Below are 25240 nucleotides of genomic sequence, written 5' to 3' on the forward strand. Positions count from 1 at the left end.
GCCGGCGGTAGCGCTGCCGCCGGGAGTCGTCATCGGGAGTCGTCATCGGGCGGCGGCAGCGGGATCAGCGCAGCAGCGTGTCGATCAGGCGTGCGGCGACTCGCGCCGTCCTGCCGTCGATATCAAACCCGGGGTTCAGCTCTGAGATGTCCAGGTGCAGCAGCTTTCCGGACTGGGCCACCTGCCGGCACACCGCATTGATGACTGCCAACGGAACGCCGTACGCTGCCGGTGCGCTGACGCCGGGGGCCACCGCTGCCGGCAACACGTCAAGGTCGATCGTCAGGTACAGGACGTCAAGGTCGGCCAGGAACCCAGCCACGAAGTCATGGACACGCTCCGTGCCGCAGTCCTCGTCCAGCAGGTACTGGACCCCCAATTCCTGCGCGGTGTCGAAGAGGGCGCGTGTGTTGTTGGGCTCAGAAATTCCGACGACGGCGTAGCGGAAGTCACGGCCCGCGGCGGCTTCCGCCCGGGCCATCTGAAGGAATGGCGTGCCGGAGCTTGGTTCGGGCTCATCACGGAGGTCGAAGTGGGCGTCGAGGTTCAGTACGCCCAGCCGCCGGCCCTCTTGGACTGCAGCGCATCCGGCCACGCCCAGGTAGCTGGCATAGGCGGTTTCGTGGCCGCCGCCCAGCACTACGGGAAGGTGTCCGCCGTCGAGCATTGCCGTCACTGCCTGGCCGGTGCGCTCCTGGCCGGCCTCCAGACCGGTGCCGGAAACCACCATATCCCCGGCGTCGGCAACCGGGCGGTCCAGATGGAACGCCAGCGGCCCGAGGCCGGCGCGCAGTGCCGCCGGAGCGGCGGACGCTCCTGTCCGGCCCTTGTTCCGCCGCACGCCCTCGTCACTGCAAAAGCCGAGCAGGACCGCGGTCTTCATTCCGGCTGCTGTCGCAGCCCCTTCTTCATAGGGCGTCACCGCCTGCCACCAGCGGCGGTGCCCGGCGCCGTCGCCATCAAACCTGCCGGTCCAGGGCTTCGGCGGGACGTCGACGGCGTGAAGGTAGGCAGGCATGCAACAAGCTCACCGCATGCCCGCGGCGAAAACCAGCAACGCCGCCGTCGTGATGTCTGGAATCCAAGAATCCACCCCGTGGAAACTGAAGGGGCTATGGTGGAGCAATCCCTTCCGGGGACTGAAATGCCATCTTGCCGCGCCAGCAGGGCGCAACGATCCAGGCCGGAGAACAGCAACGTGTTTGAAGCCCCCAACATCCTGTTTGCGGCCGCAGGCCTTGCGGTGTTTATCGCCGCGGTGCTCCCCAAGCTGCTGCGCGACATGCCCTTTTCCATGCCAATGGTCTTCCTCGGGGCGGGAATGGGGGCGTTCGCCCTGATTCCCACCCTCCCGGACCCGGACCCGGTAGCGCACGGCGACTTCGTCCTGCACCTCGCGGAAGTCTGCGTGATTATCTCCCTCATGGGCGCGGGGCTTGCCCTGGACAGGCCCGTGGGGCGCAAACGGTGGTCCACCACGTGGCGGCTGCTGGGGATCGCCATGCCGCTGTGCATCATAGCCCTCACCCTGCTGGGCCTGTGGTTCCTCGGCCTTGGCCTTGGCGCGGCCCTGCTGGTGGCCTCCAGCCTCGCACCCACGGATCCCGTCCTGGCTTCCGAAGTGCAGGTGGGCGAGCCGGCAGACCACGACGAGGCCGCCAACAAGGAGGACGAGGTGCGGTTTGGTCTCACCTCCGAAGCCGGCCTCAACGACGGACTTGCCTTCCCGTTCGTCTACCTTGCCATCGCCATCAGCATCGCCGGGTCATCCCCGTCGGCGTGGTTCCCGGAGTGGTTCGGGGTGGACGTGCTGTGGCGGCTCGCCGTCGGGCTCCTCCTGGGTTTCCTCACCGGCAAGGTCCTGGCCAGGCTGTTCTTCTCTGCCCGCGCCGAAAGCCTGCGGCTCTCCATCCACTCTGAAGGCTTTGTTGCGCTCGCGGCTACGTTCCTGGCCTACGGCGTCACCGAAATGATCGAAGGCTACGGGTTCATCGCTGTGTTTGTCTGCGCTGTGACCATCCGGGCGGCTGAACGCACGCACGGCTACCACCGCGTGCTGCACTCCTATGTGGAGCAGTTGGAGCGGCTCCTGACAGTGGTGATCCTGGTCCTGCTGGGCGGTGCCATTGCCCGCGGGCTGCTTGAGGGCATCGGCTGGACGGAGGTGCTGGTGGCGCTGGCGTTCCTGCTGGTGGTCCGGCCACTGGCGGGGTGGCTGGGGCTGCTGGGCGGTAAAACCGGGCCCCGGGAGCGGATCGCACTCTCGTTCTTCGGGATCCGCGGGATCGGCTCGCTGTACTACCTCTCGTACGCGCTGGGCAAGGGCAAGTTCGCGGACCAGGCGGAGTGGCTGTGGGCCTTTGTGGGCCTGGTGGTGGCGCTGTCCATTGTGATCCATGGCGCCACCACCTCGCCGCTGATGAACCGGCTGGACAAGCTCCGCGAGAAGAAGGCCCGTGCGGTGTCCGGTGATGAAGGATTGGCCCCCAACACTCCCGTGTAGCGGCTGGCCCGGACTACATGCCGATGGCGGCCTCGATCGGGCCAATCGCGAAGAACAGCAGGAATGCGCCGGCCACTGCCCACATCAGCGGGTGGATCTCCCTGATCCGGCCCTGGACGGTGCGGATCAGCACGAAGGCGATGAACCCGGCGCCCAGGCCATTGGCGATGGAGTAGGTGAACGGCATCAGCGTGAAGGTCAGGAAGGCCGGAATCGCGATGCCCCAGTCCTGCCAGTCGATCTTGCCCACCTGGGATACCATCATGAACCCCACCACCACGAGCGCCGGGGCCACAGCCTCAAAGGGAACCAGGTTGATCAGCGGGGTGAAGAACATGGCCACCAAAAACAGCAGGCCGGTGACGATCGAGGCGATGCCGGTGCGGGCGCCTTCGCCGATGCCTGCGCCGGCCTCGACGTAGATCTGGTTGGAGGACACGGATGCACCGCCGCCCGCGATCGCGCCGAGCGCGTCCACCTGGAGGACCCTGTCGACGTCGGGAATGTTGCCGTGCTCATCCACTGTGCCGGCCTCGTTCGCCAGGCCCACCATCGTGCCCATGGCGTCGAAGAAGATGCTCAGCAGGATCACGAAGGCGAGCAGCGTAGCGGCCACAAAGCCCAGGTGTTCGAAGGCGCCAAACGGGTTGGCTTTACCGATCAGGGACAGATCGGGGGCAGCCCACTCGGAGAACGCAGGAGCCACCAGAGACCAGCCCTGCGGGTTGAAGGGTTTGCCTGGCTGCACGCTCGGGCCGATGTGCAGCGTCGTTTCCAGGATCACGGCAATGACAGTAGACGTGATGATGCCGATCAGGATGGCGCCCTTGACCTTGCGCACCACAAGGGCGATGGTCAGGATCAGGCCGAAAACGAACACGGCGGTTGGCCAGCCCAGGAGCTTGCCCTCAAAGCCGAGTCCAACCGGGACAGTGGTGCCGGCCACGTCCGGGATGCGGCGGACAAAGCCCGCGTTGACCAGGCCGATCAAGGCAATGAACAACCCGATGCCCACCACGATCGCCGTTTTGAGCCCCTCGGGAACGGCCTTGAACACGGCCGTCCGGAAGCCCGTGAGCACCAGGATCAGCATCGTGACACCGGACAGGACCACCAGGCCCATCATGTCCGGCCAGGTGAGGCCCGGGTTGGTGGCGACGGTGACGGCCACAAACGCGTTGACACCAAGTCCGGTGGCCAGCGCGAAGGGATGCTTGGCCCAGGCACCCATCAGGATGGTGAGGATGCCGGCAACAAAGGCCGTGACGGCGGCGACAGCCGGGAACCCCAACGTGTTGCCGCTCGAGTCGGGAACGGAAAGAATCAGGGGATTCAGCACCACGATGTAGCTCATGGCGAAGAAGGTGGCGAAGCCGCCGCGGACCTCGCGGGAAAGGTTGGAACCGCGCTCGGTGATCATGAAGTACCGGTCCAGGGCAGAGCCTTGCTTAAGCATTAGTCCTCCGGGGGTCTTTGGGGATACCTGAATCCTATGGGGGCTCCGGCAGGGTCACCGACAATTTCGCCTAGTCTGTTAGGAAGCCAACACAGAGGGAGCAGTCCAAGCATGCGTTCCATCCGCCGCCACTTACTGAGCTTTGTGCTCGGATCCTTCGTTTTTGCTGCCGCTGTCCTCGGCCTGGCCGGGCCCGCCGCCGCGCATGACGCAGCCGAATCCAGCACCCCTGCCCAGGGCGCTTCGGTAGCGGCGCCGCCGGAGCAGGTATCGGTGACCTTCAACAACAACCCGCTGGGCATCGGCTCGTCCTTCTCGGTCATGGATGCCTCGGGCGCGGAGTGGGCGGACGGGCCGGTGGACATTGTGGACAACGTGGCCAGCCAGAAACTCAAGGCGGGCGGCCCGGCCGGGCAATACACCGTTACCTGGCGGGTTGTCAGCGCGGACTCCCATCCCATCGAGGGGACCTTCACGTTCACGGCCTCGTCAGCAGCAGAAGGGGCTGCTCCGGCAGCGGGTCCGACGGCGGCTGCTACAGTTCCCGGAATGGGAACCGCTGAGCCTGGTGTGACAGCGGCGCCGGAGACCGTCGGCTCCGGGGAGCCGTTCCAATGGAGCATCGTTATTTTCGCCGCCGCCGCGGTGGGTTTGCTTGCCGCCCTCGCCATCATTGCCCGCCGCCGGCTCGCAGCCGGCGGAGACGACGAGAGCTGACGGCGCTAACAGGGCATGATTGCCAGGCTTCTGGTGTACGGGGGCGCCTCGGCCTCAGGGTTGACCTTTGCGGAGATCGCCTGGCCCACCGTTTTGGCCTGGCGGAGGACCTCCTTGGGCGACGGGGTGATCAGCTCTCCCACGCCCACCAGGTAGATGCCGATTGCCCGCATGGCGGCCACGAGGTTTCGGCCCACTGAGATGCCGAAGTCGTTGATCATTCGGCGCAACTGGCTGTGGGCGCACCGTGTCAGTACGATATGGTCGGCCACGAGGACGCCGGTTGGCGTTTGAACCTCCCACCGCGGGGCTGCCGTTCCAGTGGACGTGCCGTCCACCATGGTCAGTTGAACGGCCCGGGTGGTGTTGCGGACATCCACATGGTGGCTGGCTGCATAGTTGCGCAGGTGCCGAAGGATTTCGTTCCGTTCCCGGAGGGTTGCTGAGTCTGCAGCGTCGCAGCGCTGCAGCGAGGCTGTGTTGGCCGGCTGTGCGGCCCCCAGGATGTCCAGTCCGTCTACCACTATCGAGTCCACCCCGCGGCGGCACAGCTCGGCGGCCACGGCCAGGCCGGACAATCCGGTGCCAATAATCACAGTGGTGGTCTGCTCGGTCCCGGCATTCCCAGGCATGCTTGACACTACAGTTTCCTCCTTCGAAAGCTTCGGCGGTGCGGGCGTCCTCGCCCGCGCGCGTCCCGTTACCCCCAAAGTCCGGCCGCAGTGCGTGCGTTGCCGGGCAGCTCTGACAGGAAAAGGCAGTAGGCGTCCCGGACCAACAATGTCCTGAAGACTACAGAAGATTTGTGGCGCTGGATAGCCCAATCCCGAAAGATTCCCCTGCCGGTGAACACGCTTTCCAAGGCGCCGCCCCGAGCCTGTGGATAACTTCCGTTTCCTGCCCTGAACAGGCTTGCTAAGCAACGGCGGACGGAGAATAGTGAGAACTGGAAGCGGGCCTTCCTGAGCGGCGGCGGCTGCGATACGGGTGTGCGGGGAACGGGCTGCTTTCTGGCAGAATAGCCGCAACATCAGGCAGTATCGCGAGGAGGCGGCCCAATGGGCGCACAGGAGTTGCATCCGGACCCGGCGCGGGACAACGGTGGCTCTTCCGCCGCTCCCGACGGGATCGTTGTTGGCGTTGACGGCTCCGACCACGGCCAGTGCGCCTTGGTGTGGGCGGCCAGGGAGGCCCGGCGCCGCCGTCGTCCATTGCATATCGTCACCGCTTACTCGGTGCCGATCTTCGCTGCTTCCGGCCTCGACGGCGGATACGCCACGGTAGATGATTCAGTTATCCGCGAAGGCGCCGAGGCTGTAGTCAAGCAGGCCCTGGACAAGGTGTCCGCCTATGACATTGACGTAAGCGCTTCCGTGGAGAACGGGGACGCGTCCGGTGTGCTGCTGGACATGTCCCGGACAGCAGAGCTCCTGGTCTTCGGCACCCGCGGCCGGGGTGGCTTCGTCGGAAGGCTCCTCGGTTCCGTGAGCAGCGCACTGCCGGCGCATGCGAAGTGCCCTACAGTCACAGTGCCTCTGGTCTGCTCGGACCGGTTAGGCGAAACCACCGAGGACCGGCGTGTCAGGGCCGAACAGGCCAAGGCCGGGCACCAGCGCGTGGAGAACGTGGTGGTGGTGGGCGTGGACGGCTCGGAGCAGGCGCGGGTTGCCGTGCTCGAGGCCGCGGACCAGGCTGTACGGCTGGGTGCATTGCTCCGGGTGGTCTGCTCGGTTCCGCAGTACAGCGGCTCGCTGGCCTGGGTTCCTGCCCCGATGGACCGTAAGGCGCTGTTCGCGGACATCCAGGTGACCCTTGATGCAGGAATGGCCTGGCTGCGGAGCCACTACCCCAACCTGTCCGCAGAATCCGAACTGCTGGACGGCTCGCCGGTGGACGTGCTGGTGGAAGCCAGCCGGCACGTGGAGCTGGTGGTAGTGGGAACCCGCGGCCGCGGTGGTTTCGCCGGCATGCTCCTGGGATCCACGTCGGACGGCGTCCTTCATCACGCCAAGGGCCCGGTGATGGTGGTGCCGGACCGTGAGGATCGGCGACTGGCCGACCGGGCCCGCTTTGGGCCGATCCTCGGCGCAGCCTGACCAGATCCTGCCGGAGGGAGCGTCACGATGGCCGCCGACCCACCAGGAAAGGCCGGGCAGGTTTCCCGCCAACCGGACGGGAACACCGCCGCTGCTTTGATCCTTCGGCTCAGCCATGTCGACGGCAGCATGCTTCCGCTGGTGGGAGGCAAGGCCTCGAACCTTGGTGAGCTGATAGCGGCTGGACTGCCTGTGCCGGACGGGTTTTGCCTGACCACCGAGGCCTACAAGGAGGCAGTCAGGACGGTCCAGGACGGGGTACTTGCAGAGCTCGGAAGCCTCCAGGCCGCACTGCCGCCGGGGACCCCCGGCCAAGTTGATGAACTGGCCCGGGCGGCGGGCAGGGCACGCGGGGCCATTCGCGCCCTCCCGGTTCCGCCGCGTATTGTTGCCGCCGTGGAGCAGGCCTACGCAGCTCTGGGGACGGCCACTCCGGTGGCGGTAAGGTCCTCCGCCACGGCAGAGGACCTCCCATTTGCGAGCTTCGCGGGCCAGCAGGACACGTACCTGAACGTCATAGGCGTCGACGCCGTCCTCGAAGCCGTGCGTGATTGTTGGGCCTCCCTCTGGACGGACCGGGCAGTGGCTTACCGCGCAGCACTGGGGATTGCGCCGCACGAAGTAGCCCTCGCCGTCGTCATTCAGCGGATGGTTGATGCGGCATCGGCCGGGGTCATGTTCACGGCCAACCCGCTCACCGGCAGGCGCCGGGAAGCTGTCATCGATGCCTCGCCGGGACTCGGCGAAGCGGTGGTTTCCGGAGCCGTCAATCCGGACCACTTTGTGGTGGACGCAGAAACAGCCCGGGTCCTTGAGCGGAAGCTGGGCGACAAGCACGTCATGGTGCGGCCGCTTCCGGGCGGTGGGACCGAGACGCAGGACCTGCACGACAGGGCCGAGGCCGCCAGCATTACCGACGAACAGGCCGTCGACCTTGCGGCCCTCGGCGTGCAGGCCGAACGTCATTTCGGATCGCCGCAGGACACCGAATGGGCCATTGACACCGAAGGAGCCCTTTGGCTGACCCAGTCCCGGCCCATCACCACCCTGTACCCGATCCCGGAGAGCCGTTCTCCAGGCACGGGAAGCAGGGTCTTCCTGTGCTTCAGCCTGGCCCAGGGCCTTACGCGCCCCCTCACGCCCATGGGTTTGGCGTCACTGCGGCTCATCGCCTCCTCTGTAGCCAAGGCCGCCGGCTTCGCCGTTCCCGAGCCCCGGCACGGCCCTGCGCCGTATGCCGAGGCCGGCCAGCGGATTTACTTTGACCTCACCACGCCGGTTCGAAGCAGCGTTGGCCGCCGGATTCTGCCACGGGTCTTTGACGTGATGGAAGCCAGGTCCGCCATGGTACTGCGCCAGGTTTTTAGCGACCCCCGGTTTTCAGTAACCCGCAGGACGCCGCTCGGGCTGGTACGCCATGTCCTGCCGGCAGCGGTGCGGGCCCGTGCGCCGGAGTCGATACTCCGGGGGCTGTTCCGGCCCAAGGCGGCGCTGCGCCGCCTGGACCGCTTCACCCGTCAGTTGGCCGACGACCTGGAGTTGGGGCCGGGGGCAGGGCCGATTGAGCGGCTTGACCACGCCGAGCGCCTCCTGGGAGGCCGGCTTTTTGCTGTCGTCCCGGCCATTTTGCCCCTGCCCGCGCTGGGATTCGCGATGCTTTGGCTGGCGGGAAAGCTGCTGGGAGGCCCAGGCCGCTCGCAGGACCTGCAGAGAGTGCTCCGGGGCCTGCCGCATAATGTGACCACCGAGATGGACCTCGACCTGTGGCGCCTGGCATCAGCACTAAAGGATGACCGCGAATCGCGCACTGTCCTGGAGGCCCGGCAGCCGTCCGAGCTCGCAGCAGACTTCGACGCCGGGCGCCTGCCCCCTGTCCTGCACGCAGGCGTGGTGCGGTTCCTCGAACGTTACGGGCACCGGGCGGTGGCCGAAGTCGATGTGGGCATGCCCCGGTGGTCCGATGACCCCACGCACATCCTGGGTGTCCTGGCCAATTACCTGCGCCTCGCTGATCCCGCCATGGCGCCGGACGTGCAGTTCGGCCGGGCAAGTGCAGCGGCAGAGGCAGAGGTGGAACGGCTGACAGCTGAAGCACGCCTGCGCGGCAGGGTGCGCGCTCTGCTGGTGGGCGTCGCCCTGCGCCGCACCAGGCTGTTCGCCGGTTTGCGGGAGCTGCCCAAGTACCAGGTGGTCCTGGGCCTGGCCGAGGTGCGGACGCAGCTGGTCCAGGTAGGAGCGGCGCTGGCAGCGGAAGGGCAGCTGGAGAGCCCGGACGACATCTTCTTCCTCGACTTCGAGGAGGCCAGGCGTGCACTGGCCGGCCGGGGCGGCGCCAACGGAGCCCCCCAGCCGGGGAAGCTGCGCGAACTCGTCCTTGAACGGCGCGCCGCTTACGCCAGCGAACTTGGCAGGCGCCACATCCCCAGGGTCCTGCTCTCGGACGGCTCCGAGCCCGAGGTGACGTACGCCGCGAGTGCCGGCGTGGCCGACGGTGCGCTGTCCGGCAGCCCGGCGTCGGCGGGGACGGCCACGGCTCCTGCCCGGGTAATACTCGACCCCGTGGGTGCCCGCCTTGAACCAGGGGAGATCCTGGTGGCTCCGTCCACCGATCCCGGCTGGACTCCCTTATTTCTCACAGCCGGCGGCCTGGTGATGGAGATGGGCGGGCCCAACTCGCACGGTGCCGTGGTGGCGCGGGAGTACGGCATTCCGGCCGTGGTTGGGGTGCCGGAGGCCACCGCCCGGCTGGCCACCGGACAAAAAATAACGGTCGACGGCGGCGCCGGAACCGTAGTGCCCGCATAGGCCCCGGTGGGCCGAGGGGCAGGTGTAAAGCGGTCCCGAGGCGTACCCTTGGACTATGGGCTCCAGTGACGGAGACGGCCGGACTACGAACCGCCGGGGTATGAACAGACGGCGCAGCATTAACCGCGCCTGGGTGCGGTGGGTGCCCGCAGTGGCGGCACCTGCAGTGATCGCTGCAGGAGTGTTGGCAGGATCCATTCCGGCACGGGCCGGCGATCCGTTGCCTGACAAGACCCCCGCCGAAGTGATCGCTTTACTCGCCGGTTCCAGGACGCATACGTTTTCGGGGACTATCGAACAGTCTTCAGAGCTGGGGCTGCCGGAACTGCCGGCAACGGGTCCCACCTCCGGCCCGGCATCTGCCGGCGGCGCAGCCTCAGTCATGGAGTTCCTCACCGGTGAGCATACGGCGCGCGTATTTATGGACGGAAAGACCAAGACACGCATCCAGGTGGTGGACCGGCTCGCCGAGCGGGACATCATCCGCCGCGACAACGACGTCTGGTTCTACTCGTCGAAGGACAACTCTGCCGCCCACCTGACCCTGCCCGCCTACGCCACCGACCTGCCGCTCGCCCAGCCGCCGCCCCCCGGCCCGGGGAACACAGAGCCGCCCCTTGACCAGCCGCAGGCGGACGTGGCGGTACCGCCCACGCCGCAGGACCTCGCAGAGAAGTTCCTGGCCGCGGCTGACAGGTCAACTGCGGTGTCAGTGGGGCCGGACGTGGAATCTGCCGGGCGCCCTGCCTACAACCTCCTGCTTGAGCCACGCGCCGGGGGCACACTGGTGGGCAAGGTGGCTATCGCCGTCGACGCAGCCAGTGGCATGCCGCTCTCCGTGGAAGTGACAGCCCGCGGCGCAGCCCAGCCTGCCTTCAGGACCGGATTCACCAGCCTGTCCCTCGAGGCTCCTGACGGGGCGCTGTTCAACTTCGTCCCGCCGCCGGGCAGCACGGTGGAGGAGCTGCAGTTCCGCCATCCCGAACGCTGGCCGCACAGTTCAGGTTTCCCGGCCAACCCTGGCCCGCACGTCACCCCGGAAGACCGGGCAAAGAACATCAAGGACAAAATCAGCCCCTACCTGACCGGCACCGGCTGGGAGACGGTGGTGGAAGTCCCGGCGGAGGCAGGGGCCGCCGCAACCATGGATACCTTCCTGTCCCGGAATCCGCTGCTGTCCCAGGCTGCCCTCGCAGTTCCCGGCGGGCGGTTGCTCTCCACCACATTGTTCAACGTCCTGCTCACCGACGACGGCCGGATCTTCGCGGGCATGGTCCCGCCGGAGAGGCTGCAAGCCGCATCCACAGCTCCGTGACAGGGGCCGCAGGAGGGCCCGGCTCACGGCCGTACGGACTGACCATCGAGACGCAGGGGCTCACCAAGCGGTTTGGGCAGCAGGTGGCCGTGAATGGCCTCGACCTGGCGGTGCCTCCCGGCGCTGTTTTTGGTTTCCTGGGACCCAACGGTTCAGGAAAGACCACCACCATCCGGATGCTGCTTGGCCTCGCCGCCGCCTCCGCGGGGTCCGTTCGGCTGCTGGGGATGGACATGCCGGGCAAATTCCAGGATGTCCTCCCGCGGGTGGGGGCGCTCGTGGAGGGCCCGGCCTTCTATCCCTTTCTTTCCGGGACCGCGAACCTCCACCGCCTCGACGCCGCCACCCGGCATGCCCCGCCCGCCACCCGCAAAGCCCGCGTGAACCAGGCGCTGGAGCGGGTGGGGCTCGGCCATGCCGCGGGCAAGAGGGTGCACGCCTATTCGCTGGGTATGAAGCAACGGCTGGGCATCGCCAACGCGCTGCTGTCTCCCCGCGAACTGCTGGTGCTGGATGAGCCCACCAACGGGTTGGACCCCCAGGGAACACGGGAAGTGCGCAACCTCGTCCGCTCGCTCGCGGCCGACGGCACCACCGTTTTCGTTTCCAGCCATCTACTGGCCGACGTGGAACAGATCTGCACGCATGCAGCCATCATGAGCGCCGGCCGGCTCGTGGCCCAGGGCCCGCTTTCCGGGCTGCGCCGGACCGGAAGCGCCAGCATCCGCCTGGTGACGCCGGACGCCGGGGCCGCGATGTCGGTCCTGGCGCGCCTGGGGCTTTCGCCGGAGCCTGGACCTGCACAGCCGGACGGCGGGGTGGTGACGGCGGTGCTGACCGGGCCCGGCGCGCTTGTGGGGCAAGGTAGCGACGGTACCGGGGGAGGAGGTCCCGCACCGGTGAACGGCCCGGGAAACCCCGGCCCTGGAAACCCCGGCCCCGGAAACCCCGGCCCTGGTGCCGCTGCCCCTGAAGCTATCGTGGCCCACCTGGTGCGCGCTGGCATCCGGGTCCGTGGGTTCGCAGTGGAACGGGAAAGCCTCGAGGACCGGTTTGTTGCCTTGACGGGGGAGGGGTTTGACGTTGCCCAGTAGCGCGAGCCAGGAGACCAAAGGAACCGCAGAAGCAGAGCCTGCGGCGGCGCCGCGCGGATACGGGCTTTCCCTCCTGCGGTCCGAACTTCGCGTGCTGTTCGGGCGGCGGCGTACCTGGGCATTGCTGCTGGCGCTGGCGGCAATTCCTGTGCTGATCGCGGTGGCTGTGAGGATCTCGTCCCCAGTTCCGGCGGGCCGGGGTCCTGCTTTCCTTGACCGCATCACACAGAACGGGCTGTTCGTTGCATTCACGGCCATGCTGGTGTCTGTTCCGCTGTTTTTGCCGCTGACGGTGGGCGTGGTGGCAGGAGACTCCATCGCCGGCGAGGCCAATCTGGGTACGCTGCGGTACCTGCTGGTTGCTCCTACAGGCCGTGTTCGGCTGCTCTTAGTAAAGTACGCGGGTGCCTTGGCGTTCTGCCTTGCTGCGCCCATCACGGTTGCGCTGGCCGGTGCTGCCATCGGGGCGGCACTGTTTCCCGTGGGTCCTGTGACGTTGCTGTCCGGAGACGTGATCGAGCCGCCGGAGGCCGGGTTGCGCCTCCTCCTGATTGCTGCTTATTTGGCCGTTTCCCTCGCCGGGCTCTCCGCGATAGGACTCTTCCTGTCCACGCTCACGGTGGTTCCCGTGGGTGCCATGGCCGCGACGGTGGTGGTGTCAGTGGTGTCCCAGGTCCTTGACCAGCTGCCCCAGCTCGAGTGGCTGCACCCATGGCTGTTCAGCCATTACTGGCTGGGCTTTGGCGACCTGCTCCGCCAGCCGGTGCTGTGGGACTCGTTCGCCAGCAACGCCTTGCTGCAGGCGGGCTACATCGGGGTATTCGGCACGCTAGCCTACGGGCGGTTTGTCACCAAGGATGTGTTGAGCTGACCCAGGCCGGCTGGAGGCGGGGGTCAGTAACGCGCCGCGTATCCGTAAAGCTGCATGCCGGCCATCGCGCTGAGCGATGAGACTCCAATGCCCTCCTGCGGATTCAGCGCGTGCACCACTTGGCCGTTACCGAGGTAGATGGCCACATGGTAGAAGTTCGACGGCGATCCCCACACCAGCAGGTCGCCGCGCCGTGCTTGCGAGATTGGTACGTGGTTGGAAGCAGCAGCGTATTGCTGGGCTGCGGTGCGGGGAAGGTACTTTCCTGCGGCTGCGAACGCCGTTTGCACCAGGCCTGAGCAATCGAAACCGCGAGGGCCCGTGCCGCCCCACTGGTAGTAGTAGGGCGAACCGACCTTGCTGAGGGCCACCGAGATGGCGGCCTCGTAGGTTCCGCTCCCAGCCGAGGGTGCAGCAGGGGCCGGGGCAGGAGCAGGTGCGGGTGCCGGAGCAGGGGCGGGTGCCGGAGCAGGGGCGGGTGCCGGAGCTGGTGCCGGTGCGGGTGCCGGAGCTGCGGGAGCCGGGGCCGGGACGGGCCCGGGGGCGGGTGCCGGAGCTGCTGGGGCCGCCGCAGGAGCCGGTGCTGCAGGGGCAGGGGCAGGGGCCGGGACGGGCGCGGGGGCGGGTGCCGGAGCTGCAGCCGGGGCCGCCGCAGGAGCCGGTGCTGCAGGTGCTGCCTGGACAGGCTGGTTACCCGGGTCAGCCTGCTGCCCCTGGGCAGACAGCTCCGCAGCTGCCAGCGCCGCCGCCAGCCGGGCCTCCTCGCGTTGCCGGTCCAGGGCATCCACCCGTGCCGATTCCAGGGCAACGGTGGTGTCACGGAGCTGGGCCAGCTGGTCTACCAGGACCGTGCGCTGAGCCTTAGCGTCCGCCACAGCCTTGGCTTGGGCCGCGTTGGCATCCTCCGCTTGGGTCTTCCGGACTTCCGCTGTCCTTGCTGCGTCATCGGCGGCTTTTGTGGCATCCTCCGCCGCCGTGGTCAACGACCGGGAAGCCTGGGCTGCCGCATCCGCCGCTTCGAACGTCCGGCTGCGGCTGGCCGACAGGGCCTGCAGCGTGGCTGCCTGCTGGAGGGTTTCCCCGCTGCCGCTGACAAAGGTACCGAGGGTGGGGTTGAGCCCGCCGTGGCGGTAGAGGTCTCCGGCGAGTTGCCCGACCTGCTTCTTGGCTCGGTCCTGCTGTTCCAGCGCTGCAGTGGCCCTCACCGAAGCGGCAGCCGCCGCTGATGAACGCTGCTCCAGCTCCACCAGTGCCTCGCTGTAGGAGTTGTTGGCCTGCATCGCTACGGCAAAGGCGGCTTGCTGTGAGCTTGCCGCGGCCTCGAGGATCCGTTCGATGGTGGAGACCTGCTCCGCCGTGGCGGCCTCGCTTGCCTTGGCTGCCGCGATGTCCTCGGCGGACGGCACATCCGGAGCTGCAGGTACGGAAATGTGTGGCGCCAGCGGCGTTGGCACAGCTCCTGCCGGCATTGCCGGCGTTGCCAGCAGTACGACGGCGGCAAACACGGCCGCTTTACACCCGGATCGAATCAACACCATCTGCAGAAACCTCGAAGCCATAAGGCTGGGAGGTCCTGAAATGGCAGGGCGGCGCCCTGGATTGCTCCCCAGCAGTCCCGAGGCTACGTCAGGTTCTGCCCATTAGCAACAGGAGTCGCATCAATAACATTAGTCACAACAGCGTCATTTATAGGGGAGGCGCGGGCGTGTCCCCGCAGAAACGGCGCCTCCTGAGCAATCGGGCAGGCTAGGCGTGCTGGCGCGCCTCGTGTTCGGAGTGCGTGGCCGGTTCCAGCTGGAACGTGCAGTGGTCGGTATCGAAGTGCGAGCCGAGACAGGTCACCAGCTTGTCCAGCAGTTGGTCGGCTCCGCGGGCGGTCAGCACGCCGTCCTCCACCACCACGTGTGCTGAAAAGACCGGCACCCCGGACGTAATGGTCCAGATGTGGATGTCGTGCACATCCGAAACGCCCTCCACAGAGAGGATGTGTTCGCGGATCATCTGCACCTCCACACCCTTGGGGCTGGCCTCCAGCAGCACATCAACGACGTCGCGCAGGAGACTCCATGCCCGTGGCAGGATCAACAGGGCAATCACCACCGACGCGATGGTGTCGGCGGCGTGAAAGCCGGTAACCATGATGACCACGGCGGCGGCTATAACGGCGAACGAGCCCAACAGGTCGCCCAGGACCTCAAGGTAGGCGCCGCGGACGTTGAGGCTTTCCTGGTGCGCGCCGCGCAGAATCAGGAGCGACGCCAGATTCGCCGCAGCACCCAGGATGGCGGCAAACAGCATGATGTCCGTCTGTACCTCAGGCGCGGAACCAATCCGCCGGATCGCTTCGCTGAAAATGACCACGGAGATCACGATCAGGATTAAAGCATTGGCAAGGGCCGCGAGGACTTCGGCCCGCTGGTACCCATAGGTCCGCTGGTCGCTCGCGGGTTGGCCCGCAATCCAGGCGGCCAGCAACGCGATGGTCACCCCAGCAGCATCGGAAAGCATGTGGCCGGCGTCAGCAAGCAGCGACAGGGAACCCGAGAGGGCTGCACCCGCCACCTGCACCAGGACCACAACAAGTGTGATGACGAGAACGGCCACAAGCCGCTTGCGGTGGCGGCCCATCGCGGTAATGCCGTGCGTATGGCTGTGGTCGTGTCCCATGCCTACAAGGCTAGCCCCAGCCAAGCTCGTGCAGCCGGTCGTCATCAATCCCGAAGTGGTGGGCGATCTCATGGACTACCGTCACGGCCACTTCGTGGATGACGTCCTCGCGTGAGGAGCAGATTTCAAGGATGGGTTGGCGGAAGATCGTGATGCGGCCCGGCAGGGAACCTGCGTCCCACCATGAGTCTCTTTCAGTGAGCGGCACGCCCTCATAAAGCCCCAGCAGGACCGTGTCCGGGTCCTCGCCTAGCCGTGGCATGTAGTCATCCTCGATGAACACCGCCACGTTATCCATTGCGCCGGCCAGCTTGTCCGGGATGCTGTCCAGGGCATCCTGGACAGCGGCCTCGAATTCGTCGGGCGGCATGGTGAAGTGGGGGTGCCCGGTGAAACGAACGGGCTCGCTGGGACCCTCGGGAACGATGGGCAGGCCTGGCGGCAGGCTGGCTGGCATACCCCGACTCTAGCGAAGACCCTTTCGCTTGGCTCCTCGTCCCGGCCGTATCCGGCGCCGGGTCAATCCGACGCCCACCAGGCAGACCAGGCCGCCCACCAGGCCCAGTGTGGTGGGGATTTCGCCCAGCAGAAGCCACGAGATCAGGATGGTGGTGCCGGGCACCAGGTAGGTGGTGGCTGCGAGCTTGCCCGCCTCGATCAGCGAGAGCGCGTAAGCCCAGGTGGTGAAGGCAATGGCCGTGGGAAAGATCCCAAGGTAGACCAGGCCCATCGTTGCTTCAGGCGGTGCTGACTGAACTTCGGCGACCAGTTGGCCGGTAAACGGCAGGCAGCACAGTGCCCCCACCAGGATCCCGAACCAGGTGGCCTGTGCGGCGGGAAACTTGCGCAGCACCGGCTTCTGGATGATGACGCTGACTGCGGCGAGCACAGCGGCAAGGAGGCACAGCAGCACGCCCGCAACATCCGCCGTCGGGCTTTCCCCTGGCGTGGATGGCTGGCCTGAACCCACGGCGATCAGCGCAACCCCGGCGAAGGCAACCAGGCTCCCGATGATCAGCCAGCGAGGGAAGCCCTCCTTGAGGAAGATGCCGGCCATGATGGCCACGAGGATGGGATTGACGTTGATGAGCAGGGCGCTGGTGCCTGCATCCAGCACGTGCTCCGCCGCGTTCAACGCCACGTTGTACCCGCCGAACCACATCACCCCATAGGCAAGGATGGGCCACCACTCCCGTCCCCGGGGAAGGAGCCTGCTCTTCAGCAGTTGGGGAAGGACCAGCAAGGCCAGTACGACGGCGGCAATTGCCAGCCTGCCCAGCGTCAGGGAGCCGGGGGAGAAGTGGGGACCGATTGCCCGGATGCCCACAAACGCCGAAGCCCAAAGGATTACGGTGACTGCCATGGCGGCCACGCCGAGTGTTTTGATCCGGGACGCGGGGGCGGGTGGGGAAGCCGCCGTTGTGCTGACGGGGGTGCTTGATGCCATGGTGCCAATCTAGCCGGGGGCGTGGGGTCAAGGCTGGCGGAAATCGGCCACGTCTAGCCAAGTTCCTGCCAAAGATTCGCCAAAGTGCCCTGAATGATATCGAGTTGGCGGCTAGGATGCGGTTATGGTCTCAAAGCTCGAGCCTCCCCCGAATACCGCACGCAGGGTCCGGACAATCATGTGGATTGTCCTTGCAGCCGTAGTGGTGGCCGGCGCGGCCTGGTATGCCGTGCTGACCCTCGGTAAGTCCCAGCAGTCCGCGCCGCCGGCCCCGGGCGCTGAACAGCTTGTCCGGGCGGAAAGTCACCGTTTGACCAGTCCAGCGGTGGAAAAGGCGCAGCTGGTGGAATTCCTCGACTTCGAATGCCCGTCCTGCGGCTCCATCCATCCCGTCGTCGAGGAGTTCAAAGCCGAGTTCGGAGACAGGATCACGTTCGTCCACCGGCATTTCCCCCTGTCAGCTCACCCGAACTCGGGGCAGGCAGCGCTGGCAGCCGAGGCGGCCGGACAGCAGGGCCAGTACCAGCAAATGGCCAACAAACTGTTCGAGACGCAGTCGCAGTGGGCGGGAAACCAGCAGTCCCAGGCTCCGCTGTTCCGGACCTACGCCCAGCAGCTGGGGCTGGACCTTGTCCGCTTTGATGCCGTCGTCGCCGATCCAAAAACACAGGAGCGCATCCTGGCTGACATCGCGGACGGGAATGCCTTGGGTGTGGCCGGCACTCCCACCTTCTTCCTTAACGGGGAGAAACTCACACTGTCCACCAAGGCGGACTTCCGGCAGAAGCTCCTGGACGCGGTCAAGTAAGGCTAGTTCGCCCCGGACCACTCCAGCAGCCGCTCCACGGGCCACGTGGTGACGATACGGTCGGCGGGAACGCCGTTCCGGTCTGCGCGCTCGGCGCCGTACTGCAGGAAGTCCAGCTGCCCTGGTGCGTGCGCATCGCTGTCGATCGAGAAGAGGCAGCCGGCGTCCAAGGCCAGCTGGATCAGTGCATCCGGCGGGTCCTGCCGCTCCGGCCGCGAATTGATCTCCACCGCCACGTTGTGTTCCGCGCAGGCGGCGAACACCTCCTTGGCGTCGAATTCCGACGGCGGACGTGTCCCCCGTGATCCCTCCACCAGACGGCCCGTGCAGTGCCCCAGCACGTTGGTCTGCGGATCCTCGATGCCCTTGAGCATGCGCCTCGTCATGGTGTTGCGGTCTGCGCGGAGCTTGGAGTGGACGCTGGCCACCACAATGTCCAGGCGGTCCAGCAGTTCCGGATCCTGGTCCAGCTCGCCGGACTCCAGAATGTCCACTTCGATGCCGGTCAGCAGCCGCACCCTGTTGTCCTGCTGCCCGTCGGAGCTGGGATGCGTGCCCTCGTTGATAGCTGACACGACGTCCAGTTGCTGCAGGAGGCGTTCCGGTGAAAGCCCGTTCGCGATGGTGAGGTTGGGGGAGTGGTCCGTCAGCGCGAGGTAATCCCTGCCGAGGACCCCGGCAGCCGCCACCATCAGCTCAATAGGGGACCCGCCGTCGGACCATTCGCTGTGGCTGTGCAGGTCTCCCCGCAGCGCCTCCCGGATGGCGGTCCCGCCGAGAGCCAGGGGCTGGGCGCCCTTCTCCCGGAGGTCGGCGAGGTAGTCCGGGACCTGGCCCTCCACGGCATCGCGAATGACCTGGTAAGTCCGGTCGCCGATGCCCTTCATGGATTTCAGCCGGCCGTTTTTTACCCGGGCTGCCACTTCGTCTGGCGGCAGCGGAGCGATCACCCCGGCAGCTTTCCGGAAGGCCTGGACCTTGAAGGTGGCAGCGCGTCCGCGCTCCAGCCAGAAGGCAATCTCGTTGAGTGCTGCAACGGCATCCATCAGTCCATCTTCACCTGTTCTTGCCGCTCCGGGCGGGTGTTTTGGCCGATTTTGGATTATTCCCCAGTAGGCCCTATAGTTTTAGAGTCCAGTTCGGAGAAACGCAAAGAACAAAGACGGAAAGCATCGCTTTACGCCTTTTATTTTGTGCCGAACGGGTTCTGGCCCCCATCGTCTAGCGGCCTAGGACACCGCCCTTTCACGGCGGCGGCACGGGTTCGAATCCCGTTGGGGGTACGCAAGGAACTGGTCAAACAGACAAAAAATGTCTGGTAGGCTGGAAGCCTTGAAAAAAGCGGTAGAGATACTGCGAAGCAAGAAACGCAAGGCCCTGTAGCGCAGTTGGTTAGCGCGCCGCCCTGTCACGGCGGAGGTCGCGGGTTCAAGTCCCGTCAGGGTCGCTCTGATTGCTGGAAGAAATTCCGGCTCTCATGGTGACTAGTCACCTAGGCTCTGTAGCTCAGTTGGTAGAGCGTTCGACTGAAAATCGAAAGGTCACCGGATCGACGCCGGTCGGAGCCACCACTGGGAAGCATCAGTTCTTCGGAACTGGTGCTTTTCTTCTTTAACACGCGGCTTCCGCTGCCAGGCCTCTGGCTCGGCTTCGACGCGCCACGTCAACTTCGACGCGCATGTTCACCTGCGCTGCCTATATGCCGGTGTCACCGGCGGCCATGGGAGTCGATCAGGAATCTCCGCGTCATGACAACGGGACGCATGTGGATGATGTGCCCATAATCCCCCTCGGCCTGTTCGGATACTTTCCGGCCATTGCCCCGCGGTGACTGCGAGGGCCACTCCAAGCAGAACCGGCCTTCCTGTACAGGCAGAGACGTTCCGCCTGTACCAACGCCCCTGCCTGCTGCCGTTAAGTCACAGCCAGGGGATAGGGTTGGGATCAACAGAAGGGGGAGTGCCTGATGGAATACCAGAACCCACAACCCGGCCAGGGGATCCAGAGCCGTGCCGTCCCGGTTCCTGTGCCAGTGCCGGGTCATGGCCGCACAGTGATCTCTGAAACTGCAGTAGCCAAGGTGGCCGGAATTGCCGCCCGTGCCGTCCCCGGGGTCTACTCCCTCGGCTCCGGACCGTCACGTGCACTCGGCGCCATCCGCGACGCCGTGGGCAGCTCGGACCATGCCGCCGGCGTGCGTGCCGAGGTCGGTGAGACCCAGGTTGCAGTGGATATCAGCCTGGTGGCGAGCTACGGAACACCCCTGCACTCACTGGCCAACGAGGTCCGGGCGGCCGTTTACCGGGCGGTGGAGGAACTCGTGGGCCTGCAGGTGATCGAGGTGAACGTGGAGGTCACGGACGTCTATGTGCTGCCTCCGGTCAAGCCCACGGCCGGATCCGCCGAAAGGGAGGCGCTGCTGTGAACCTCACCGTAGCCGGCACCGCGATGGGTGCGTTCGTCGCCTTTATGTCCCTGCAGTTCGGTTTGTGGGGCTTTCTGATATCCCTGCTGTTTATGGCCATTGGGGCACTCCTGGGCCGGGCCGCGGAAGGGAAACTTGACCTTCGCGGCGTCCTGGACGCCATCATTGGCCGGCGTTCGTCCTCATGAATTCCACCGCCCCGGCCATCCGGGGCCAGGAGCTGAGCGGCCACAACCGCATCAGCACGCAGGCCCTGACGAGCCTCGCCAAAGCCGCGGCTGCCGAATTCCTGGGAGTGGATGCAGAGGATGTCCGGGCTGACTGGGCGGACGACGACGGCATGCTGGCGCTGTCCCTCGTCACACCCATCAGCATCCCCCCTTTGAATGCCGTGGTGCTGGACCCCGCGCAGGTGGAGGGCAGCGGGGGCTCCATCTGGGACCGCACTGTGAGGGCAAAGGCCCGCATCCTCGCCATGGTGACAGAGCTGAGCGGGGCACGGCTGAGCCGGGTGGACATCAGGATCAGCGGAGCGAGGATCAGCGAAGGGGGACGCGTGCAATGAGCCGGCAAATGGAAAGCCAGGGCCCGGATATGGGCCGGATCCTGCACCGGGAGACCCATTCCTCACGTGCAGTGGTGGCTATTGCTGCGGCGGCCCTTGTCATTGTGCTTGCTGCCTACGGGCTCCTCGAAGCTGCTGTCCATGCATTCGGACAGCCGGCCTGGCTGATTGAGCCGCAGGTGGCAGCTGAACGGCTGGTGGCCCTGCCCGCAGGAATTTCGCCGCTGCTGCTGGGCGCCATCGGAGCAGTGCTGGCCATGTTCGGCCTGGTTTTTTTCCTCAACGGAGTCCTGCCCGGGCGCCGGGCACGGCATCTTGTGGGCGGCGGCGCAAATGCCGGTGCCCCCGCCCTGGTGGTGGACGATGAAGTGATCGCTTCCTCGCTCGCACGCCGTGCCCGGCTTGCCGCGAACGTCACACCCGAACAGGTCATGGTGGTCGTCTCGCAACGGCAGGTAGTGGTGAATGTCCGGCCCACCTCAGGAGTTCCAGTGAACCAGGATGCCGTGCTCGCTGCCGTCCAAAGCGAGCTCGGCGGCATGGCACTGGATCCTTCACCTGAGGTGCAGGTCAACGTGGCGCCCTCGGGAGTGATCGGCGCGTGAACAGTACCCCCACCCTTCTCAACCGGATCCTGATTGCGGTCCTGGGCCTGATGCTGCTTGCTGTGGGCGTCCTGCTGATGTTGCTGGCCGCCGTCCCGGCCGTGGCTTCCTGGTGGCAGGCTTGGTCCCCCGGAGTATGGAACGGGGTCAACCAGGCCTTCAACGCCACCAGGTTCCCTGGCCGCACTGAAAGCTGGCTATGGATCCTGGTGGCGCTGGCCCTGCTGGTGCTGATCGGACTTATGGTGGCCTGGGTTGCCCAGCAGGGCAAGGGCCGGGCGAACCTGCTGGCCCTCGAATACGATCCCGGGGAGGTCCCGGGCGACGTCCGGATCGGCGGAGGAGTGGCGGAGCAGGCGCTGAAGCACGCCCTCGCGAACCGTCCCGATTTAGCGGGTGCCACCGTGACCACCTATGACGTCAAAGGCAGACCGGCCCTGAAAGTGCGCCTCCTGCCGCGCCAGGGCGTGGCTCCGCATCTGCTCGCAGACGAGGTGTACGCCCTGGTGGCGGCACTGGAGAGGGTGGTCGGGAAAAAGATTCCGGTGCTGATCCATATCGGGGCAGGGGCGCGGACGCGCTTCAGCAGGGCTGAGCGCGTCCGCTGACCGCCGGGCCTTTTAGCCCTTCGTGAGGTAGACGGTACAGTCAACGGGCACTTCACGCATGTCGGCCCACTCGGCTGCAGGCTCAGGGCCACTGGAGAGAACCACCGAATACCCATCCGGCACCGGGGCGGAGGCGAACCCAAGGTTGCCCAGCACCAGGACGTCCCCGTTATGGAAGGCCAGCACCCCGCTGTCCGGCGCGTGGAACTCAGTCCAGGCAACGGAGCCTGCGCCCAGCCGTCGGGCGGAGCGGAAGGCAAGGGCAGCCCGATAAAGCTCCAGGGTAGAGCCTCCCACTCCTTCCTGCTGGTCCGCTGCCAAAGGGCCGAAACTCTCCGGCTGGGGGAGCCAGGGCTGCGAAGCCCCGCCGTCCCGTGCCGCCGAAAAGCCGTAACCCGGCAGCTCCTTGGTCCACGGCAAGGGGACGCGGCAGCCGTCACGGCCGATCTCTGCCCCCCGCGTTCGGGAAAACGTTGGGTCCTGCCGCTCCTTGGCCGGAAGGGTGGTGTGCTCCGGAAGCCCCAGCTCCTCTCCCTGGTACAAGTAAGCGCTGCCCGGCAGGGCCAGTGAAATCAATGTCGCGGCCCTGGCACGGGCCAGCCCCAGGGCGGCGTCGGGCTGTTCATCGTCCGCGGCAAGTCCCTTCGGGAAGGTTGTGGGGTCCTTGAGGCCGAACCGCGTGGTGTGGCGGACGGTGTCGTGGTTGCTCAGCACCCACGTGCAGGGAGCCCCCACGGAGGCAGCCGCGGCGAGGGAAACCTCAATGGACTCGGCCATGCGCTCCGCATCCCAGCCTGCAAGCAGGAAGTCAAAATTGAAGGCCTGCTGCATTTCATCCGGTCGCGTGTAGCGGGCCAGCCGTTCCGCCGGCTCTACCCAGGCTTCGGCCACCATCATGCGGTCGCCGTCGTACTCGGCCAGCACACGGTGCCAGTCCCGGTAGACGTCGTGCACGCCCTCCTGGTCAAAGAACGGTGAGGGCGGATAAACCGGGGATACTGCGCGATGGGGCTCCTCAGCGTCGGTATGGGCTCCCGGTGCGTCACCCGGGCGGTGCGCCGCTGCCCCGGACACTTCCGTAGTGCCTTCAACCATTGCGGCAACGCCTTGCCAATCGGGCAGGCCGGGCTCTTTGACCAGGCCGTGGGCCACGTCTACACGGAAGCCATCCACCCCTCGGTCCAGCCAGAACCGGAGCACCGAGCGCATCTCCTCGTGCACCTCGGCATTTTCCCAGTTGAGGTCCGGCTGCTTGGTGTCGAAAAGGTGGAGGTACCACTCGCCGGGAGCTCCATCAGCCTCATTGATCCGGCTCCAGGCTGACCCGCCGAAGATCGATTTCCAGTTGTTCGGGGCGAGGTTTCCGTCGCCGGACCCGGGGACTTCGTCCTTGCCCGGCCTGAACATGTAGCGGTCCCGTTCTGGGGAGCCGGGCGATGAAGCGAGCGCCGCCTGGAACCACACGTGCTCGTCGGAGGTGTGGTTGGGTACCAGGTCAACGATGACTTTCAGCCCGCGCTGGTGAGCTTCCTGCAACATCGCGTCGAAATCATCGAGCGACCCGAAGAGCGGGTCCACCTGGCGGTAGTCGGCCACGTCATATCCCGCGTCAGCCTGCGGGGATTTGTAGAACGGCGAGAGCCAGATGGCGTGCACACCCAGCTGCTGGAGGTAGGGCAATCGGTCGGTCACGCCTCCAAGGTCACCCATCCCGTCGCCGTTGCCGTCAGCGAAGGACCGAGGATAGATCTGATAGACGACGGCGTCCGCCCACCATTCCTGGCGGGCTGGCTGATGAACGGGAACGTCCGGGTTGGACATTTGGTTCCTCTCAGATAACTTTTTGATGTAAACGCTTGCATTACCCGCAGCAACCTTACTAGTGTGAGCGTCACCACATCAACCTCACCCAGCAAGCGCATGGCCGACCTACTTGTCACTCAGCGAGGAGCTTCAAGCATATGAAAACCCCTAGATTCCTACTTCCGGCTGCCACTGCCGGCGTCCTTGCCCTCACATTGACCGCATGTGGCGGAGGAGGCGGCGGAGGGGCCACGGGCGGCGGCGGTGGCGGCGGAGACGCCGAAGCCAACCTCGACAGCCGAGGTCCCATTACTTACGTACAGGGCAAGGACAACAGCAACGTGGTACGTCCGCTGATTGAGAAGTGGAACGCGGCGCACCCCGATGAGAAGGTCACCTTCAAGGAACAGACTGACCAGGCGGACCAGCAGCACGACGACCTCGTCCAGAACTTCCAGGCCAAGAACGCTGACTACGACGTCGCAAGCGTTGACGTTGTCTGGACCGCGGAGTTCGCTGCCAAGGGCTGGCTCCAGCCCCTCAAGGACAAGATGGCCGTGGACACTGCGGGCATGCTGGAACCCACCGTTAAGGCCGGTTCCTACAAGGACACCCTGTATGCGGCTCCGGTTTCCTCAGATGGCGGCATCCTCTACTACCGCAAGGACCTGGTTCCCGAGGCACCCAAGACCTGGGACGAGATGATGCAGATGTGCTCTATCGCCAAGGAGAACAAAATTGGCTGCTACTCGGGGCAGTTCAAGCAGTATGAAGGACTTACCGTCAACGCTTCGGAAGCCATCAACTCAGCCGGCGGTTCCGTCCTGAACGACGAGGGCCAGCCGAATCTGAACACCGCGGAGGCCGAGGAAGGCCTGAACAACCTGGCGGAAGCGTTCAAGAACGGCAACATTCCCGCTGAGGCGATCACTTACCAGGAAGAGGAAAGCCGCCGTGCGTTCCAGGAAGGCAAGCTGCTGTTCCTCCGCAACTGGCCTTACGTTTACAACCTGGCCACCACTGAAGGTTCCTCTAAGGTCAAGGACGTGCTGGGTATGGCTGCCCTGCCGGGCAAGAACGGCCCTGGTGCTTCCTCCCTCGGCGGCCACAGCGCAGCCATCAGCGTCTACTCCGACCACAAGGCGACCGCCCTGGACTTCGTAAAGTTCCTTGTTGAGGAGGAGCAGCAGAAGTTCTTCGCAACGCAGGGGTCCCTGGCTCCGGTGTTCGGCGCTCTCTATGAGGACAAGGAACTGGTTGCCAAGCTGCCTTACCTGCCGGTCCTGAAGACGTCCATCGAGAATGCTGTTCCCCGCCCGGTGACCCCGTTCTACCCGGCTGTCACGCAGGCCATCCAGGAGAATGCCTACGCGGCGCTGAAGGGCGAGAAGCCGGCTAAGGACGCGCTGTCCGACATGCAAAAGTCCATCGAGACCGCCGGCGCAGGATCGTAAC

General features: G+C 66.0%; 23 protein-coding genes and 3 tRNA genes. 17 read left to right on the forward strand and 9 right to left on the reverse strand.

What is annotated here, in order from left to right:
• Positions 1 to 64 precede the first annotated feature (64 nt).
• On the reverse strand, positions 65 to 1018 hold the full coding sequence (gene hutG, locus M1E07_RS03635) for a formimidoylglutamase (RefSeq protein ID WP_461188934.1): 954 nt from the start codon (positions 1016 to 1018) through the stop codon (positions 65 to 67).
• A gap of 180 nt (positions 1019 to 1198) precedes the next feature.
• Between hutG and M1E07_RS03640 the strand changes: the two genes are divergently transcribed.
• Positions 1199 to 2503, forward strand: coding sequence for a cation:proton antiporter (locus M1E07_RS03640; RefSeq protein WP_461188935.1), 1305 nt, complete (start codon positions 1199 to 1201; stop codon positions 2501 to 2503).
• Between the two features lie 13 nt (positions 2504 to 2516).
• Here M1E07_RS03640 and M1E07_RS03645 read toward each other — a convergent pair whose 3' ends face one another.
• On the reverse strand, positions 2517 to 3959 hold the full coding sequence (locus tag M1E07_RS03645) for an NCS2 family permease (RefSeq protein ID WP_461188936.1): 1443 nt from the start codon (positions 3957 to 3959) through the stop codon (positions 2517 to 2519).
• Positions 3960 to 4070: 111 nt separating this feature from the next.
• On the opposite strand from M1E07_RS03645, the gene M1E07_RS03650 reads away from it, so the two are divergent.
• Positions 4071 to 4676 (forward strand): copper resistance CopC family protein, encoded by a 606-nt coding sequence (locus tag M1E07_RS03650; RefSeq protein WP_461188937.1) that lies wholly within the window; start codon positions 4071 to 4073, stop codon positions 4674 to 4676.
• A 5-nt stretch (positions 4677 to 4681) separates the two neighbouring features.
• On the opposite strand, the gene M1E07_RS03655 is transcribed toward M1E07_RS03650, so the two are convergent.
• A complete protein-coding gene (locus tag M1E07_RS03655; protein ID WP_461190479.1) occupies positions 4682 to 5308 on the reverse strand; it encodes an NAD(P)-binding protein in 627 nt (208 codons plus the stop codon).
• A gap of 426 nt (positions 5309 to 5734) precedes the next feature.
• Here M1E07_RS03655 and M1E07_RS03660 point away from each other — a divergent pair, with 426 nt between their 5' ends.
• The 5 genes from M1E07_RS03660 (at position 5735) to M1E07_RS03680 (ending at position 12857) form a co-directional block, all read left to right on the forward strand.
• Positions 5735 to 6772 carry a universal stress protein gene (locus M1E07_RS03660; protein WP_461188938.1) on the forward strand — a complete coding sequence of 346 codons (1038 nt, stop codon included), beginning with the start codon at positions 5735 to 5737 and terminating at the stop codon, positions 6770 to 6772.
• Between the two features lie 27 nt (positions 6773 to 6799).
• Positions 6800 to 9577 carry a PEP/pyruvate-binding domain-containing protein gene (locus M1E07_RS03665; RefSeq protein WP_461188939.1) on the forward strand — a complete coding sequence of 926 codons (2778 nt, stop codon included), beginning with the start codon at positions 6800 to 6802 and terminating at the stop codon, positions 9575 to 9577.
• A 100-nt stretch (positions 9578 to 9677) separates the two neighbouring features.
• On the forward strand, positions 9678 to 10892 hold the full coding sequence (locus tag M1E07_RS03670; RefSeq protein ID WP_461190480.1) for a hypothetical protein: 1215 nt from the start codon (positions 9678 to 9680) through the stop codon (positions 10890 to 10892).
• Positions 10889 to 11986: an ABC transporter ATP-binding protein gene (locus tag M1E07_RS03675; protein ID WP_461188940.1), complete on the forward strand. Its 1098-nt coding sequence runs from the start codon at positions 10889 to 10891 to the stop codon at positions 11984 to 11986. The genes M1E07_RS03670 and M1E07_RS03675 overlap by 4 nt, the downstream gene beginning before the upstream one ends.
• Before the next feature lie 73 nt (positions 11987 to 12059).
• Positions 12060 to 12857, forward strand: a complete 798-nt coding sequence (locus M1E07_RS03680; protein ID WP_461190481.1) for an ABC transporter permease — start codon at positions 12060 to 12062, stop codon at positions 12855 to 12857.
• A gap of 23 nt (positions 12858 to 12880) precedes the next feature.
• On the opposite strand, the gene M1E07_RS03685 is transcribed toward M1E07_RS03680, so the two are convergent.
• The 4 genes from M1E07_RS03685 to M1E07_RS03700 all read right to left on the reverse strand — a co-directional run bounded on the left by M1E07_RS03685 (position 12881) and on the right by M1E07_RS03700 (position 16971).
• The gene (locus M1E07_RS03685; protein ID WP_461188941.1) at positions 12881 to 14395 is read right to left on the reverse strand and encodes a C40 family peptidase; all 1515 of its coding nucleotides are present in this window, start codon (positions 14393 to 14395) and stop codon (positions 12881 to 12883) included.
• Positions 14396 to 14603: 208 nt separating this feature from the next.
• The gene (locus tag M1E07_RS03690) at positions 14604 to 15524 is read right to left on the reverse strand and encodes a cation diffusion facilitator family transporter (protein ID WP_461188942.1); all 921 of its coding nucleotides are present in this window, start codon (positions 15522 to 15524) and stop codon (positions 14604 to 14606) included.
• Positions 15525 to 15534: 10 nt separating this feature from the next.
• Entirely contained in the window at positions 15535 to 15981 is a 447-nt protein-coding gene (locus M1E07_RS03695) for a metallopeptidase family protein (RefSeq protein WP_461188943.1), read from the reverse strand.
• 9 nt (positions 15982 to 15990) lie between these two features.
• Positions 15991 to 16971 carry a DMT family transporter gene (locus M1E07_RS03700; protein WP_461188944.1) on the reverse strand — a complete coding sequence of 327 codons (981 nt, stop codon included), beginning with the start codon at positions 16969 to 16971 and terminating at the stop codon, positions 15991 to 15993.
• Between the two features lie 124 nt (positions 16972 to 17095).
• Between M1E07_RS03700 and M1E07_RS03705 the strand changes: the two genes are divergently transcribed.
• Positions 17096 to 17779: a DsbA family protein gene (locus M1E07_RS03705; RefSeq protein WP_461188945.1), complete on the forward strand. Its 684-nt coding sequence runs from the start codon at positions 17096 to 17098 to the stop codon at positions 17777 to 17779.
• Between the two features lie 2 nt (positions 17780 to 17781).
• Here the strand turns inward: M1E07_RS03705 and M1E07_RS03710 are convergent, their stop codons facing one another.
• Positions 17782 to 18825: a PHP domain-containing protein gene (locus tag M1E07_RS03710; protein ID WP_461188946.1), complete on the reverse strand. Its 1044-nt coding sequence runs from the start codon at positions 18823 to 18825 to the stop codon at positions 17782 to 17784.
• A 164-nt stretch (positions 18826 to 18989) separates the two neighbouring features.
• Here M1E07_RS03710 and M1E07_RS03715 point away from each other — a divergent pair.
• The 8 genes from M1E07_RS03715 to M1E07_RS03750 all read left to right on the forward strand — a co-directional run bounded on the left by M1E07_RS03715 (position 18990) and on the right by M1E07_RS03750 (position 21982).
• Positions 18990 to 19062: transfer RNA gene (locus M1E07_RS03715), tRNA-Glu, on the forward strand.
• 90 nt (positions 19063 to 19152) lie between these two features.
• A tRNA-Asp gene (locus M1E07_RS03720) sits at positions 19153 to 19226 on the forward strand.
• A 48-nt stretch (positions 19227 to 19274) separates the two neighbouring features.
• A tRNA-Phe gene (locus M1E07_RS03725) sits at positions 19275 to 19350 on the forward strand.
• Between the two features lie 395 nt (positions 19351 to 19745).
• Positions 19746 to 20204, forward strand: coding sequence for an Asp23/Gls24 family envelope stress response protein (locus tag M1E07_RS03730; protein ID WP_461188947.1), 459 nt, complete (start codon positions 19746 to 19748; stop codon positions 20202 to 20204).
• Positions 20201 to 20392, forward strand: coding sequence for a hypothetical protein (locus tag M1E07_RS03735; RefSeq protein ID WP_159823958.1), 192 nt, complete (start codon positions 20201 to 20203; stop codon positions 20390 to 20392). Before M1E07_RS03730 ends, M1E07_RS03735 begins: the two co-directional genes overlap by 4 nt.
• The gene (locus M1E07_RS03740; protein WP_461188948.1) at positions 20389 to 20769 is read left to right on the forward strand and encodes a hypothetical protein; all 381 of its coding nucleotides are present in this window, start codon (positions 20389 to 20391) and stop codon (positions 20767 to 20769) included. Before M1E07_RS03735 ends, M1E07_RS03740 begins: the two co-directional genes overlap by 4 nt.
• An 8-nt stretch (positions 20770 to 20777) precedes the next feature.
• Positions 20778 to 21374 carry a hypothetical protein gene (locus M1E07_RS03745; protein ID WP_461188949.1) on the forward strand — a complete coding sequence of 199 codons (597 nt, stop codon included), beginning with the start codon at positions 20778 to 20780 and terminating at the stop codon, positions 21372 to 21374.
• The gene (locus M1E07_RS03750) at positions 21371 to 21982 is read left to right on the forward strand and encodes a hypothetical protein (protein WP_461188950.1); all 612 of its coding nucleotides are present in this window, start codon (positions 21371 to 21373) and stop codon (positions 21980 to 21982) included. The genes M1E07_RS03745 and M1E07_RS03750 overlap by 4 nt, the downstream gene beginning before the upstream one ends.
• A 12-nt stretch (positions 21983 to 21994) precedes the next feature.
• Here the strand turns inward: M1E07_RS03750 and M1E07_RS03755 are convergent, their stop codons facing one another.
• Positions 21995 to 23803, reverse strand: coding sequence for a glycoside hydrolase family 13 protein (locus tag M1E07_RS03755; protein WP_461188951.1), 1809 nt, complete (start codon positions 23801 to 23803; stop codon positions 21995 to 21997).
• A 140-nt stretch (positions 23804 to 23943) separates the two neighbouring features.
• Between M1E07_RS03755 and M1E07_RS03760 the strand changes: the two genes are divergently transcribed.
• The gene (locus M1E07_RS03760) at positions 23944 to 25239 is read left to right on the forward strand and encodes an ABC transporter substrate-binding protein (RefSeq protein WP_461188952.1); all 1296 of its coding nucleotides are present in this window, start codon (positions 23944 to 23946) and stop codon (positions 25237 to 25239) included.
• Position 25240 lies beyond the last annotated feature (1 nt).

The organism is Arthrobacter sp. Z4-13, from assembly GCF_054792705.1.